The sequence below is a fragment of the Thauera aminoaromatica S2 genome (assembly GCF_000310185.1).
GTDB lineage: Bacteria > Pseudomonadota > Gammaproteobacteria > Burkholderiales > Rhodocyclaceae > Thauera > Thauera aminoaromatica.
The window spans coordinates 20,586-35,561 of sequence record NZ_AMXD01000013.1; the positions used below are offsets into that span (position 1 = coordinate 20,586).

Here is a 14,976-nt window from a genome sequence, read left to right on the forward strand (position 1 = left end):
TCAAACCTCTGCAGATTGGAGAAATTTGGATAAGGGTTCGATAAACGCCCGGTAATCGAAAGCCTCGGTGGCCTGAGCACGGCAGCGTGCACGCATGGCCGCATGTTGTTCGGGGGTCATGGCAAGCGCGCGGGTGAGGGCGGCCTCCAGGTTTTCCGGAGCCGGGCCTGCGCAGGTGAAACCGGTATCGCCGTCCCTCAGGTAGCGGTGCAGATCGCTCGTGAGGTTGGCAATGACCGGCGTACCCACCGCAAGGCTCTCGACAAACTTGGTGGGAAATCCCGCACGGGAGTAGCGCGCATCGTTTCGCAGCAAGAGCGAGAAATCGGCCTTGCGGACCAGATCCATCGAGGCGCCGTGACTGAGCATGCCGACGAAATCCACTCCTCTCGATACCTCGTCGCCCTGCCGCGAGCGCACGGCCGCGTAGCGGCCGGCCTCCTCGGCCTGAATGCCCGCTACCGACAGATGCAGCTTGTGCCCCGCACTGCGCAGGCGCAGCACTGCTTCAAGTATGTTGTCCAGCAGGTCCTTGCGGCCGGGTGACCCGGCGTACACCAGTTCCAGGGGGCGCAGGGGATCGCGTCCCTCGGTTCGTATCGGTGTGGTCGACACATCCAGCGTGGGAGGTACGACCACGCTACGGCAGCCACGCCCGATGTAATAACGATGCAAATAGTCGCTGATCGAGATGACATGACCTGCGTGCGGCAGCAGAAGCCTCATCGCTAACTCGATGTTGAGCTGGTAGGGCGACAGCCAGCCCATGGGTGAAGCGGGGTCGTACCACTCGACGGCATCGAAAACTAGTCGAACGCCATGACGTCGGGTCCATGGCAGCAGATGGAAGAGATAGGGCGAATAGCCGCTGTATAGCACCACGGTGTGCGGCTTGTGCTCCAGCGAGTCCAGCCACGCGAGTGTTTTGCGGCCCATGGTGAGGTAAGCGAAGTGCTTCAGGAGGCGCGGCAGGTGCTCTGCGGTGCGTTCATTCAAGGAAAAGACTTCTATGCCCTCGAACCACTCTGGAGACGGACCGGCATTCGCCGTCTGGCCACTCGCCACCTTGACCTCGAATCCGGCAGCTTGCATGGACTTGGCGATACCTAGAACCCGACGGGCGGCGGCGCCTCCGTTGGGGAACGAGAAAGGGCCCACGTAAACAACGTAATTTAAAAGTCGGGGAGTCACGATGTGAGATCCGGGTTTGTCAAATAGGTTTTCCAGACTTTAATTGATTTGAGCGAAAAAGTAATTACAACAAAAAGAAGCCCAATTGTGGTAGAGATCATTACAGGGTCGGTTTCGATCTTGAGGCCAACAAGTGCGATTAAAATGATAATTTTCGCGAGTAACCCAATCCCAAGCGCTTTTGCTTGGAATCTAATGAGATCATATCCGCTTAGGATTGAGGATGTCGAATGAAGAATGCAAGTAAAAATGGATGAAATAGAGAATATTAGTAACATGAGGTCAGATGCAAGGAACGCGCCTCTTCCGAGCCATGCGTCTAGTATATCTTGATAGAAATACACTAAAGGGGCGGCTGCAATGGCGACAGGAATGTTTAATAAAATTATGGAGCCAAAAAGTTTACGGGTTTTTTTGTGATCTTTGTTTAGCTGGCTTATGCGGATTGCAGACCAAAAAGGAAGTGAGATAATGCTAAAGCCAACTGAAAACAAAGAAAACGGTCTGAAATAATACTGATAATGAACTATGTCTACTGTGGTGCCTGCTACTAGGTAAAACAGTTCGTTGTAGCCGTATAAAAATATGATGAAGATCTGTACTAAAAAAAACGGGAAGGCATGCCTAATCTTTCTTATTTGCGATCTAAATAACAAGGATAGTGGTTTTTGGTAAATTTCTTTAAAGAGCGATTTTATTTTTAAATCAGGAATAAATACGAATGGTGAAAGGTATGCGGCAACGTTTGCAGTCAACAAGACTGAAGCTAGGGCAAGAAAATCTGGTGGCGGTGTTAATCTATTGGTGGCGATCGTTGCGTAGAGAAGTACCGCTAATTGCGGCAATAGTGCTATCAAGGCGCTAGCGGCATTCCGTTGTTGAGCTTGCAGGATAAAATACGACAAGCGTAAAGGCATCGAAAATACTATGCACGCGATGGCGAATATCAGTAGTTCAGGGTGTTGTTGAGCTATTCTCCCGATTTCAGTTGATGCGTCCGGTGTGCTCCACATAGTTAGGCTGCCGGCAAGAACAATAAAGCTTATTGCAAGAGAGACTAAAAATTGAGATCCAAGAGATTCTGTTATTAACTCGCTGTAATCACAATTGCAAGATATTCTGCTTAGGATGTCATTTTTTAATCGATTTCCGATTCCGAGATCGAGCGATATTGCTATGGCTGTGAATGTGAAAAATGCCAGCCATGTTCCAAGGAGGTTCTTATTTCCATCAAAATAAGATAAAAGTGCGGGAATGGTTGCTAAGCTTGAAGCCATTGAGATTGCTTTAATGATTAGCAATCCAAGAATGTTGAGGCCTATGGTCTTTCCTGACGTCGCCATGGAGATTTTGTTGCCGGTGAAAGAGGTTTTGGCTAGCCGCTGGCTGAATAATAAGGGTATTATAAAATTCTACGGTGTCAATCGCTATTTCCCGGTGGCATGAGGGTTTGAAGAGTTTGCTCAACTAAACGAATGCGTATTCGCGTTATGATGCAAAATTATCATTAAGTGGTATCGCTCAAAATATAGCGGCACTCTGGCTGCCTGAAGATCGACTTCACGAGTTTCGGGGGCTTGTGGATGCTACGTAATTCACGGAGGGCGAGCCGCTCCCGTCCTCGGCGCTCTCGGTCAACTGGCGAAAAACCCTCCGTGGCATATGAGCCCAGATCGTTTTATCTAGGTTTAGGTGCGGGACTTTTGTCGTAGATCGTCATTATTTTCATCGAAAAGCTCGCCTGCGCCTAGCCGATGATGTGGATTAACTTTCTGATGTCGATTAACTTCCCGCACATCTGATCGAAGCCCACTAACGGATGTTGCACCCGCCCGCGCGCCTGGGCGAAGCGCGTGTTGCGCCGCTGCTGGCGTTCGGATCGCTAACTGTTGCGCTGCCCCTTGCGCTGGATATAACTGCGAAAGCCGTTCTGTTTCAGCCAGGTCGACCGCTCCTTGGACCGATAGCCGCGATCGGCATAGACGTCGCGGCTGGTGTTGCTCGTGTAGGAGACGTTGTCGAAATGCCGACAGTCGTGCGCGCTGGCCGTGTCGGTCTCAGTCTTGCAGATGAACTTGTATTTCTTGGGCTCTATGCCGTTTCCAGTGGGAATTGACTTCTCAACAAACATGATGATCGGTGGTACAACCGCCCGACACTGACGCTGACCTCGCACCGCATGAACACCCAGATTGAAGCCCTCTTCACCACCGCGCTCGGCCTGCAGCCGCCCTGGCACGTCGCCAAGGTCGAGCTCAACACAGCCAAGCGCCGGATCGACTTCGAGGTCGAGCACACCGGCGGTCGTGCGACGTGTCCGGCGTGTGGGGTCGAGCACCAGCTGATCCACGACCGCGTGCGGCGCAGCTGGCGTCACCTGGACTTCTTTCAGTTCGAAGCGTGGCTGCATGCCGAGATCCCGCGCGTGCAGTGCAAGGGCTGCGGCAAGACCACGCAGTTGCCGGTGCCGTGGGCGCGTGAGGGGAGCGGCTTTACCCTGCTGTTCGAGGCGCTGAGCCTGTCGCTGTGCCGGGAGATGCCGGTGCGTCAGGCAGCCAACCAGTTGCGGGTCGCTCCGAAGCGCCTGTGGCGTCGAGTGCGCCATTACGTCGAGGTGGCCCGTGCCAAGGACGACATGTCGGGCGTGCGCTACGTCGGGATCGACGAGACCAGCGTCAAGCGCGGGCACGAGTACATCACCGTGGTGCATGACCTCGAGGCCAAGCGCTTGCTGTTCGCCACACCAGGGCGAGATCACGCGACGTTGCAGGCCTTTGCCCAGGACATGCGTGCGCACGGTGGCGATCCGCTGGCCATCGAGCATGCCTGTATCGACATGAGCGCGGCCTACGCCAAGGGGATCGGCCAGTCGCTGCCCAATGCCCGGATCAGCTACGACCGTTTTCATGTCGTGGCGCTGGCCAACGCGGCGATGGACGAGGTGCGTCGCGAAGAGATGCGCAGCTCGGCGGCAGCGGTGCGCGAAGCGGTCGGCGCGCAGAGCAAGAAGACGCTGCGACAGCTGCTGTGGGGCATGCGCAAGAACCCGGTGGGCTGGACCCATGCCCAGTTCGAGGCGATGCACTGGCTGCAACGCTCGAATCTGAAGAGCGCGCGCGCCTGGCGCCTGAAGCAGGCACTGCGGCTGGTCTATCGCGATGCAGCCGCGAGCAACAACGAAGAGATCGCGCAAGGGGCCATGAGCAAATGGCTGAGCTGGGCGCGCCGCAGCCGCCTGGAGCCCTTCAAGCGGCTGGCGCTCACCCTGAAGGAGCACCTCGGCGGCGTCGTGCGCGGCATGCTCGACGGACGCAGCAACGCCTACGTCGAAGCGATGAACGGCCTGCTCCAGCAGACCAAGACTGCCGCTCGCGGCTTCCGCAACATCGAGAACTTCATTGCTATGGCCTACCTGCGCATGTCCAAGCTCAAGCATCTACCGCAGAACCCCCTGGTGCCGGCCGTCGCCCGCGACTACGGGCGCTACCGTCATGTTTGTTGAGAAGTCAATTCCCACTGGAAACGGCATAGAGCCATTTCTTGTCGACGTTTGGGCACCTCGAATAACCCGAGGTTTTCAGTGAATCCCGCCGCGCAATGATGACCGCGACCGAGTTCGGTCCAATTTCTCTGGCAACCCACCGTCTTTCTCGGCGGGGTTGCCCCGTTTTTGCCTCGAATCGCCCCAGGCATCGGCGATTTGGCCCACTTCGGGTGTCAGAAGGCCTGGATTCCGGCCTTCTGGAAATACGTCAGCCGCTTCAGGTTGTAGCAGGCGGCCATCATCGTCATCGCGAAGCTCGCCCGCGCCTGGCCGATGGTGCGCAGCAACTTGCCACCCATCTGCTCGATGGCGGCAAACACATGCTCGACTCGGGCGCGCGTTTTGGCGATGCGCTGGTTACGCCGCTGCTGGCACTCGGACAGCGGCTTGTTACGCTTGCCCTTCCTCTGGATCTGATTCCGGAAGCCCTTCTCTTTGAGCCAGGCTTCACGCGCCTCGGACGGGTAGCCCCGGTCGGCATAGACGTCCCGACTCGTGTTGCCCGCATCGAAGACGTTGTCGAAGTGCTGGCTGTCGTGCGTACTCGCCGTGTCGGTCTCGATTCGGCGAATGATCTTGTATTTCTTGTCGACGTTGATCGAGAGCTTGTAGCCGAAGTGGCTCTTGCCGTGCTTCTTGGTCCAGGTGGCGTCGATGTCCCTCTGCCGCCGCTTCGCAGGCTTCCAATCGGCGGGCATCGCACCTTGCTCGATCAGTTCCTTCTCGCCTCGGCTGTTGTGCTGCTTGGGGGCGGGGACCAAGGTGGCGTCGATGATTTGACCGCCGCGCGCGATGAAACCCTTCCTGAGCAGCTGCGCCGAGACGCCGTCAAAGAGCGCCTTGGCACCGGCTTCACCGATCCGGTTCTCGAAGGTCCATACGGTAGTGCGGTCCGGGACATTGGTCGCGTTCGCCAGTCCGCAGAAGCGCTTGTAGCTCATCCGGTCGAGCAACTGGTACTCCATCTGCTCGTCGGACAGGTTGTACAGGCGCTTGAGCACCAGGATCCGTACCATGGTCTCGGTCGGGTACGGCGGGCGCCCGCCCTGCGCGCTCACCGGGCGCGGCGCAACCTCATCCACCTCGGCCGCCAACGCCGCAAAGTCGATGTGCGACTCGATCTCGACCAGCGGGTCGCCCAGCGAGTCGAGCTTCTTGCGGTGGTGTTCGTCAGCGAACAGGTCAGTCTTGATAGCGCTACGCGGTTTCATCGGTGCAGGTTGCTGGGTTCAGGACGTCGTAATTTTAGCAAGGGCGGGCGGGACGGAGGTTTTTCGAGGCGCCCGTTTATCGACAGGCTGTAGCCTAAGTGGCTCATACAGAGCCTTTGAATCGAGGTGGCGTCGATGATCTGCCCGCCGCGCGCGATCAAATCCTTCTTGAGCAACTGCGCCGTAATGCCATCGAGGAGTACCCTTGCACCGGGCCGGTCTCGCCGATCCGGTGTTCGAAGGTCGACACAGTAGTGCGATCCTGAATCGTGATTGCGCTTGGAAGCCCGCAGAAGCGCTTGTAGCTCGTTCGGTCGAGCAAATTACTTCATCTGTATATCTGACAGATTGTACAGACGTTTCAGAAACAGGATTCAAACCAACGTTTTGGTCGGTTATGGTGTACGGTCATCTCGGATGCCGATCGTGCATGGTGCGACCCGATCGACCTCGGCGGCCAGCGCCGCGAAGTCGAGGTGTGACCCGATTTCGGTCAACAGATCACCAACCGAGTCGATCTTCTTGTGGTTATGCTACTCCGCGAGCAGGCCGGCTTTTATGGCTCTCGCGTTTGGCATTGTGGAACAATGCAGCAGAGTTCAGGATGGTCTGATTTTAACAATAGGAGGCCAGTGGGGATTTTTCGAGCCGTCCTTTAATGATGTCTCTAGTGAGAAAAATATGAGAGCATACGACAAGGTGAAATATATATGAGGTTCTTTGTTTGCGATAAAAAGAAATGCGAAAATCAAGGTGAGACGAGAAAAGAAATTAATTTTTTTTGCTCGCGCAATTCCGATAATTGGAATTGCAGTGAAAAGAATTCCGCAGATTCCGATCGCTGACATTAGATAAGCTGAGGATGATGTTAGTGCAATTTCGTCGTTTATTTCTCTGTATTTCTCAATGGCGCCCGTAAGTCCCCAGCCTAAGATTGGTTGTTCAAGGAAAATCTTGAGGCTAGTGATTGGAGAAAGGAGTCGTGTCGATTGAGTGTCTTCTGGGTCAGTTAACTTTCCTGCAAGTCTTTCGAGATATGTATACGCTTCGGGTTGCGTGTTTGCCACATATAGTGCTGCGACACAGGCCGTCAAAATTATTGCGAAAATCGGTAAGATATGCCCGCGCAGATTATTTTTCCCGTGCCTTGGTGGCTGAGAAAAAACGAGGGCTGTATAAAGGATAAACAAAATTATTCCTGCGCCCGAGAACGTTGAGGTGAGCGCGATTAGGAATATTGTTGTTCTTAGTGCGCTTGCCTTATTTTCGGAGTAAAGGTCAGCAAGGAGTGCGCAGTAAATCATTGTTGCAAAAATTCCAGGTTCCCAAAACACACCGACATTTCGATATTGCAGGAATCCGTCAAAGGAAATAAAAAAAATGGCGAATTTGTATTCCACTTCATTAATGTTTGTGACAACGGGGAGGTTGTCTAGTAGATCTGTGAAGTTTGTAAGCAAATAGCCTGGAAGCGATATAATACAAATTGCGAAGACGGCATTGCAGAATGTGTTTTGGAAATTCTTAAAGTCAAACGAAAGAAACAGCACGGCCCCAAAGGTTAGTGCTAAGGCTAGCTTAAAAAAGCTAAAAGCATTTTCTATAGTTGAATTTACAGCAAGGCCGGCGACTGCTGGTAGTAAGAGAGATGATAGGAGTAGTAGAGCAAGTTGAGCCTTTCGAGGGTTTATTCGGCCGTTTGATGTGGCGGTTCGAATGATAAATAGCGCGAATCCAGCCGCGCAAAATAGGTAAATTATCGGGGAGTATCTTGTTGTTGCGAGTGCATATCCGCTTGTCAATATTGCGATCGCCATGTAGGTGTTCGAAATAATCAAGCGTTTGAAATGCATTTCATTTCTCTTTTTGACGACTTTATTTTCGAGAGGATTTTAAATTCTTAAGAATTAGTGTCAGACTGTCGTCTGGGTCAATGCCGCATGCGCGTTTAATTATTCGTCCGATGTGCCGAAGTATCCTTCCCGTGAGGGGTTGAAGGATTATGTTCGCCGTTTTTTTTTCAAAGATTTCGTTTACGGCAAACTCGTCTGGCGAAATTAGTGGGAAATCAAGGGGGTGCGTCGGAATTTCACAAAAACGGGCAGTCATTGTTTTCCTTGTGGAGGTGCCTCCATGTATCGAATGCTCGTCAGCGCCAATATTTCGAATTTGATTGACTGCAGGTGCTATTCCGAATTTTAGCTTAGATCGAACAGAGAATGCCATTTGCCGATCCCATGATACTGATTTTGGGTTTCTCAGATAGTTGAATCTGGTTTGTTTTATTGTTTGAAGTTCTTGTAGGAAAAGTCGCTCGTCTTGATATGTTGAGCGCATTACGGAAATTGATTCTTCGCTAAGGCTATTCAGTTCTCCATCGTAATTTTTCAAAAACTTCGATGACCAACTCGCCCATCCGCAGGGTAGTAGGTGCCTTGTATAATAGTAGCTAGATTGGGCGATGTTACGTGAGTCTTCGAGGTAGTTTGTTCCGCAAACCCACAGAATCTCGGTGTTGTTTTCATACTTTTCTAAAAGATCGTCGCAATACCTAAAAAATGTTGGTTCAGGTAGATTGTCATCTTCGAGAAAAATTGCTCTGTCTTCTTGGTTAAAAATCCATTTTGCGCCCTCGCCGATATTTCTGTAAACTCCAATGTTTTCTTTTGAAAATTTTGTGATTACCTTGCAATTCCACGTGATAAGAGATAGCGCAAGGGATCGAGTCTTTTCGGTGAGAATTTCTTCGTTGGTGTTTCTTGGTCCGTCAGCTAGGAGGTAGATTTTATCAGGGGCATACAGGCGAATTCGTTCGATTATCGCCGGTAAGGTCTCGCTTCGTTTAAATATAAATAAAACTACAGGCGACTTCATTGGCGTTTGTCTCGTGTAAGGATGTAGGGTTTCTCTATAAGTGAAAAGTTGCTGATGATGCTATTCAGCTTGTTTCTTTAAATGGCGCACGTACCAAGGCGCAGCCTCCGCCAAGCCATCGGCGAGCGTGTGCGTAGGTTTCAGCCCAAGAAGCCTCGTTGCCTTGCTGATGTCTGCTTGGCTGTGACGTACGTCACCGGAGCGAAAGTCTCGGTACTCCAATTGCTGCAACGCATGCACTCCATTAGAGGAAAGTGCTTTTTTGACCAATCTGAAAAGGGTGTTGAGTGTGGTGCGGTCACCGACAGCCACGTTGTAAACCTGATTCCTGGCCTCGGGGTTGCTTGTGGTGGCGGCCAGTATGTTGGCCTGAACCGCGTTGGCCACGTAGCAGAAGTCGCGGCTGGTTTCGCCGTCACCATTGATATAAACAGTGTCACCCTTGAGCAGGGCAGCGGTCCATTTGGGAATGACTGCAGCGTAAGCGCCATCAGGGTCCTGACGGCGGCCGAAGACGTTGAAGTAGCGCAGGCCGATCGTGGTGAATCCGTAGCTGCGGGCGAAAACGTCGGCGTAGAGTTCGTTGACGTACTTTGTGACCGCATAGGGCGACAGTGGCTTGCCGATGGTGTCTTCCACCTTGGGCAGGCCGGGGTGGTCACCGTAGGTCGAGCTGCTGGCCGCGTACACGAAACTCTTCACGCCTTCGTCGCGCGCGGCCACCAGCATGTTGAGAAAGCCGTCGATGTTGGTGGCGTTACTGGTGATCGGGTCGGCGAGGCTGCGTGGCACCGAACCGAGAGCTGCCTGGTGGAGAACGTAGTCGACACCATTGCAGGCGCGACGGCAGTCTTCCAATTCGCGGATGTCGCCCTTGAGGAAAGCAAAGCGCGCCCATTGTTCGCGGGTGACCACGCTGCGAACCTCGTCGAGGTTGCGTTGGTGGCCGGTGGCGAAGTTATCGATGCCGACGACCGTCTGGTCGAGGGTAAGCAAGGTTTCCAAAAGGTTCGAGCCGATGAAGCCGGCGACCCCGGTGATGAGCCAGGTCTTTGGTGCGCGAGGTAGGTCTTGCAGTAGTTGTTGGTAGGGGGTCATGGGGTTCGCTTGGTGCAGGAGGGAGCGTAGTTCTGTGCGCTGGATTGCGACTTGCGTCGCTCCTACAGAGAGTAATCCGGAGATTTTAGGCTGTGGGCGCAGGTCGTCGGGTTGATGCTGGCTTGGGTATGCACCGTGTGGCTCTGAGTTATTGCGGGGTTCGTGCGCAGTGATGCCGTTTGAGCCACTTCGAGACGACCCAGGCATGCTGGGTGATCGATGCCTGTATCGCGAACAGCCCAACGTAACCAAGTGCCAGAGCCCATTCCGGCACACCCGAACGCCAGCCTGCAAAGCCGACCAGACCGATCAGAGCGTTGAGCAGCATCAACAGCAACGTCGTCTCGCCCGGGCTAAAACCCGCATGCATCCAGATGTGATGCATGTGATCCCGCCCGGCGCTGAACGGGCTGCGTCCCTGCAGCATGCGGCGGATCATCAGCACCACGGTGTCCAGCACTGGCAACCCCAGCATCCACAGGATCGCGAAGGGCGGAGGTGGCGGTAAGGCGGTGCTGCTGTGCGGGAGCTGGATCGCGAACCATGCCAGCAGCGCACCCAGCATCATGCTTCCGGCGTCGCCCATGAATACGGCCGCCTTGTGGCGCAGTGGGGTGCGCATGTTGTAGCAGAGAAAGCCGACCGTGACGGCGAGCAGGATGACGAGGTCGAGGGCCATCGACTGGTTGCCGACGACGAGGGCGCAGGCGATGAACCAGACGACGGTGGTTGAGGTGAGGCCGGCCGCGAGGCCGTCGGCGCCGTCGGCCATGTTGACCGCGTTGATGAGGCCGACGACCGCGAATACGGTGAAGGGCAGGGCCAGGGGGCCGAGGCTGATGTTCCCGATCCCCAGGATATCGCCCACATGCGTGATGTAGACGCCGCTCGGCAGCACGATGAGCATGGCTGCGATGGCCTGGACGAGGAGCTTGGTCTTGGCACGGATGTCGAGGAAGTCGTCGAGTACGCCGACCACGACCAGCAGGGCGATGCCGCCGAGGACGTTGAGGCCGATCAGGGTCTGGGGTTCGGCGAGCTGTACGCTGAGGATGAGCGCGATTGCCATGCCGAGGCCGCCGATGAGGGGGATTTCGCCGTCGTGCTCCTTGCGGCCGCCGGGGCGGTCTACCAGGCCGATGCGCCGGGCAGGCTTGATCAGCACCTGGATCACGGCCAGGGTCAGCAGCAGCGGCACGACGGCGAGCACTGCGGTTTTGGTGAGGACGGGGAGCTGGGTCAGCATCGTGTTCACAGAAAACGGTTGGGCTCGGCTTAGAACATCCAGTGCGCCTGAAGGCTGCGATCGGCCCCGAGGGTGATCGCAGGCCCGTTGCGGCTGCGCTGTTCGTCCACCAGCAGTGACGCGATGCCGTAGCCCATCAGGCTGCCGGCGACCACGTCCGAGAAGAAATGCTGGCGTTCCTGGATGCGACCGAAGCCGGTGGCGGCGGCGAGGCCATACAGCCACGGCGCATCATACTTTTGTGCAAACGGGGTGGCGAGTGCGAATGCTACGCCCATGTGAATCGAGGGAAAGCTGGAATCCGAACCGCCGTTGCCGGGGCCGCGGAATTCGTGTGGGCCGAGGCCGGCTTCGGGGCGGGCGCGGTTGACCGCGTACTTGGTGGCGAGCTGGGCGCCGAGCGTCCAGCCGGCGGCGAGCAGGCTGGTGCGCGCAGTGTCGCTTGCCGTGTCGTCGGCCAGGCCCATCCACAGCGCGCCGGCGCCCGCGGCGAGGCCGAAGGGGATGAGGCTGGCGGCCTCGCCGAGCGTGTCCCAGCTGCCGCCCTGGTGCTCGTCGGCCCAGTCGGCGAGGGGGCGGTCGAGCGTGGCCGAGAGGCCGGTGAGCCCGGCGCCGAGCAGCAGGGGGCGTACGGCCTCGGGCGAGAAGATCTTGTCGGCGAGCCAGCCGCCGGTGTGGCCGAGCTCGCCCCAGATCGAGCGGCCGTCCTCGCGGTCGTCGTCCAGTGCCAGCCAGGCCTGCGAGCCCGCGGGGGCGTAGCGGCCGGCGCGGCGGTCGCGCAGGCGGGTGAGGTCGAAGAGCGCGAGCGTGCGCGACAGCATGGCGCCGCCGTCGCGGGTGAGCGGACGCCAGATGATGTCGGCCGTGCGTGCACTGGAGAAGGGGAGCATGGCGTCGAAGGGGATGCTGAGGTAGATGCCCTTGTCGAAGCTGCCCTCGCCGAATTCCTCGGCGGAGACGTCCGTCTTGGTGGCGAAGACGCCCATCTTGACGCCGTTGTCGAACTGGCGCGCGATGTCCACGGTGACGCCGCGGTCGCCGGCGAGGTACTGGCCGGCGCTGAGCTTGACCAGCGTGTTCTCCCAGCCGGTGTGCCAGTACAGGGTGGCGTGGCCGGTGGTGACGTCGTAGTCGCGCAGGCCGAAGTGCTGGTCGAAATCGCGCTGGCGCACGTGGTTGAGGTCGATGCCGAAGGCGAAGTGGCTGTTCCACGGGCGGTAGAGCCATTCGCCGCCGACGCCGGCGAACATCGGCTCGAGGTAGCCGCCGTAGAGGCTGGCGTACTGGTTGGTGCCGAGCGCGCGCACGTGGTTGAGCTGCAGCGTGGGCAGGGTGAGATCCGACTCGGTGACGTACTTGCGGATGTCGGTGCGCACGCGCGGCAGGTTGCTGGGGCCGTCGTATTCGAACTTGTCGTAGTTGTCGATGAGGCCCAGGTTGGCGCGGCCCGACAGCCAGGTGTCGTCGGCGAGGCGCAGCTCGGTGGGCGCGGTGATGCCGAGCTGGAACAGGATGAAGCCGTCCGGGCCGCCCAGGCTCTGGCTGTAGCTGGGCTCCAGCCCGGTGCTGAAGCGTTCGGCGGGGCCGGCCCAGAGCTTTTCCTGGCTGTGCGCGGGCCAGTGCTCGGCGGCGACCACGGCCTCGAACTGCTCGGCATGGGCGCGATAGCGGGTCTGCCGGGCCACCCATTCGTCGCGCAGCACGACCCAGTCGGTGAGCGGCATGCCGCGTTCGTGGAAGCTGAGCACGAAGCGGCGGACGTCGGCGGGGGCGTGGAGGTGCAGCACGGCGACGGCGCGGTCGATGCGGTCGCGCAGGTAGATGGTGTAGGGCTCTTCGACGACGAGCTGCAGGTCGGTGCCCTGGCGGCGCACCTCGCGCACCGACCAGCGCGTCTGCTCGGCGAACTCGGCGCTCATGCGCGCCCAGTCGGTGGGACCGGCGGGGTAGGTGGAGAGCGGCCGGGGGTAGCTGGGGTCGAGCAGCTTGGGCACGGTGAGGTCGGCCAGGCTGCCGTGCAGGGTGAGGCCCAGCATCAGCGTGTTGCCGCGCTCGAGGCCGGCGGTGAGATCGAGGCCGGAGGCGTAGCGATAGACGACGCCGAGGTTGAAGGGGCTGTCGTGCTTCTGGTTGTTGCCCTGGGGCTCGTTCTGGTAGTCGTTGCCGTCGTATTCGAGCTTGAGGACCCAGTCGTCGGAGGGGGCGTACTGGACGCCGCCGAAGAAGGAGGTTCGGCCCTTGAAGTAGTTGCTCGCGCTGAACTCGCCGCCAGAGCCGCCTCCGGCACCCTCCTCGCGCTCGGCGAAGCTGTCGTCGAACCAGGTGAAGGGGTTCTTCACCCTCCCCGCGTTGCCGACGTAGCCCCAGCCGAGGCCGAGCGACCAGTCGAAATCGCCGCTGCGCTTGCTGGCGACGAGGTATTCGCCCGAGAACAGGCCGGTGCCGCCGATGTCGGTCATGCCGATGGCGAGCGCGGGGGTGTGGGCGGTTTCCTGCGCCAGGCGCAGCTTGAAGTCGATGCTCTTGTCTTTGTAGCTCTGGCTGCCGGCGATTTCGGGGCCGTAGAGGCGGTTGCTGACCGAGGTATAGCGGAAGCCGGCCTCCAGCCAGTCGAAGGGCTGCGCCACCACGCTGCCGCGGGTGTAGGGCTCGACACGGCTGAGGTGGAAGCGCAGCTCGCCCGCCGGCGACATGCGCGCGGTGGGGGTTTGCAGCAGGCCGATGAAGCCCCAGTCGTTGGCGGTAGGTACCCCTGGCCGGGCCACGACGGGATCCGACGGGGAGATCGCGACTTGCGTCGCTCCTACGGGAGGGGGGGCCGGCGCGGTGGTATCTGTAGGAGCGGCGTGAGCCGCGATCGGGCGCTCGTCGTGCGCACCGGCGGCGGACGTGGGGTCCGACGGCGGGATCGCGACTGGCGTCGCTCCTACGGGGGCGCTAGCAAGCGTGCCGGTTTGTGTAGGAGCGGCGCGAGCCGCGATCGGCGTGGTGGTTTGTGTAGGAGCGGCGCGAGCCGCGATCGGCGTGGGGGACTGCGTCGCCAGGAAGGTGGCGAGGCGGTCGGAGAAATCCTCGGGCCAGGCGGCGCTACGGCGCGGCGCCCAGATCCAGGCGCCGGGAGCCGGTTCCGATTGCGGTTCGGCGTTCCATGTGGCGATTCCGAACCGCTGCACGCGACCATCTGGTTGCACGATCCAGGCCATGTCGGCCTCGCTGGCCGCTTCGCCGATGCAGGCCTGCAGGTAGCCGCGGGCCTGGGTGCCGGGCCGGTGCGCGACAGCACAAGGGCGGCCGTCGTCGGCGAGCAAGGTGACGGTTCCGGGGCGCTGTGGCAGCACGAGCGCGTGGCCGGGGGCGAGGATCGGATCCTGGTCCGGATTGGCCTGCAGCCAGCGTGCGTCGACGATCGCCAGCGGCACGCGGCCGGTGACGGGCAGGCTGCGCAGCCAGTCGGCCAGGCGCTGGCGGGTGGTCTCGTCGGCCTGCAGGTCGCGTGCAGACCACAGCTGGGCGAGCAAGGCCTGCTTGAGCTCCGCCTGGGCCTGGCGGGCGCTTGGCACTTGCCAGGCGAGTGCAGCGGGGTCGTCGCCAGCGCCGGGCGGGTTGCGCAGCAGCCAGTCGCTGAGGCGTTCGCCCGCGCGGATGGCCGTTTGTGCGGACGCCACGGACGCGGTCGCGCCGCCGCCGGCCTGGGCGTTGCCGGCCGCGGTCGGCATCCCCAGCACGATGCAGACCTGCGCCACGGCGAGGCACAGACGTGATGGCCGGACGGGGCGTGCGAGCGTGGTCGCGGCGGGAAGCGGGCGCGTCAT

Annotated in this window: 9 protein-coding genes and 2 pseudogenes; 1 reads left to right on the forward strand and 10 read right to left on the reverse strand. The window is 58.6% G+C overall.

Annotated elements, in window-relative coordinates:
• The 3 genes and pseudogenes from C665_RS03990 to C665_RS21065 all read right to left on the reverse strand — a co-directional run.
• Nucleotides 1–1,191, reverse strand: coding sequence for a glycosyltransferase (locus C665_RS03990; protein ID WP_040828529.1), 1,191 nt, complete (start codon nucleotides 1,189–1,191; stop codon nucleotides 1–3).
• Nucleotides 1,188–2,534: a polysaccharide biosynthesis protein gene (locus C665_RS20605; protein WP_004300716.1), complete on the reverse strand. Its 1,347-nt coding sequence runs from the start codon at nucleotides 2,532–2,534 to the stop codon at nucleotides 1,188–1,190. Before C665_RS20605 ends, C665_RS03990 begins: the two co-directional genes overlap by 4 nt.
• 437 nt (nucleotides 2,535–2,971) lie before the next feature.
• A pseudogene (locus C665_RS21065) lies at nucleotides 2,972–3,277 on the reverse strand (transposase); the annotation flags it as partial.
• 93 nt (nucleotides 3,278–3,370) lie between these two features.
• On the opposite strand from C665_RS21065, the gene C665_RS04000 reads away from it, so the two are divergent.
• Nucleotides 3,371–4,693 carry an ISL3 family transposase gene (locus tag C665_RS04000; protein ID WP_004300719.1) on the forward strand — a complete coding sequence of 441 codons (1,323 nt, stop codon included), beginning with the start codon at nucleotides 3,371–3,373 and terminating at the stop codon, nucleotides 4,691–4,693.
• 215 nt (nucleotides 4,694–4,908) lie between these two features.
• Here C665_RS04000 and C665_RS04005 read toward each other — a convergent pair whose 3' ends face one another.
• From C665_RS04005 to C665_RS04020, 7 genes and pseudogenes are all read right to left on the reverse strand, one after another.
• Nucleotides 4,909–5,946 (reverse strand): IS5 family transposase, encoded by a 1,038-nt coding sequence (locus tag C665_RS04005; protein ID WP_004265463.1) that lies wholly within the window; start codon nucleotides 5,944–5,946, stop codon nucleotides 4,909–4,911.
• Between the two features lie 119 nt (nucleotides 5,947–6,065).
• A pseudogene (locus C665_RS21070) lies at nucleotides 6,066–6,464 on the reverse strand (transposase); the annotation flags it as partial.
• 81 nt (nucleotides 6,465–6,545) lie between these two features.
• Nucleotides 6,546–7,799 (reverse strand): O-antigen ligase family protein, encoded by a 1,254-nt coding sequence (locus tag C665_RS20610; protein ID WP_157277015.1) that lies wholly within the window; start codon nucleotides 7,797–7,799, stop codon nucleotides 6,546–6,548.
• Between the two features lie 22 nt (nucleotides 7,800–7,821).
• Complete coding sequence (locus C665_RS20615; protein ID WP_004300721.1) at nucleotides 7,822–8,820, reverse strand: glycosyltransferase family A protein; 999 nt, start codon at nucleotides 8,818–8,820, stop codon at nucleotides 7,822–7,824.
• Between the two features lie 60 nt (nucleotides 8,821–8,880).
• The gene (locus tag C665_RS04010; RefSeq protein WP_004300723.1) at nucleotides 8,881–9,918 is read right to left on the reverse strand and encodes an NAD-dependent epimerase/dehydratase family protein; all 1,038 of its coding nucleotides are present in this window, start codon (nucleotides 9,916–9,918) and stop codon (nucleotides 8,881–8,883) included.
• A 148-nt stretch (nucleotides 9,919–10,066) separates the two neighbouring features.
• Nucleotides 10,067–11,164 carry an MraY family glycosyltransferase gene (locus C665_RS04015; RefSeq protein WP_040828533.1) on the reverse strand — a complete coding sequence of 366 codons (1,098 nt, stop codon included), beginning with the start codon at nucleotides 11,162–11,164 and terminating at the stop codon, nucleotides 10,067–10,069.
• Between the two features lie 29 nt (nucleotides 11,165–11,193).
• Complete coding sequence (locus C665_RS04020) at nucleotides 11,194–14,976, reverse strand: YjbH domain-containing protein (protein ID WP_004300727.1); 3,783 nt, start codon at nucleotides 14,974–14,976, stop codon at nucleotides 11,194–11,196.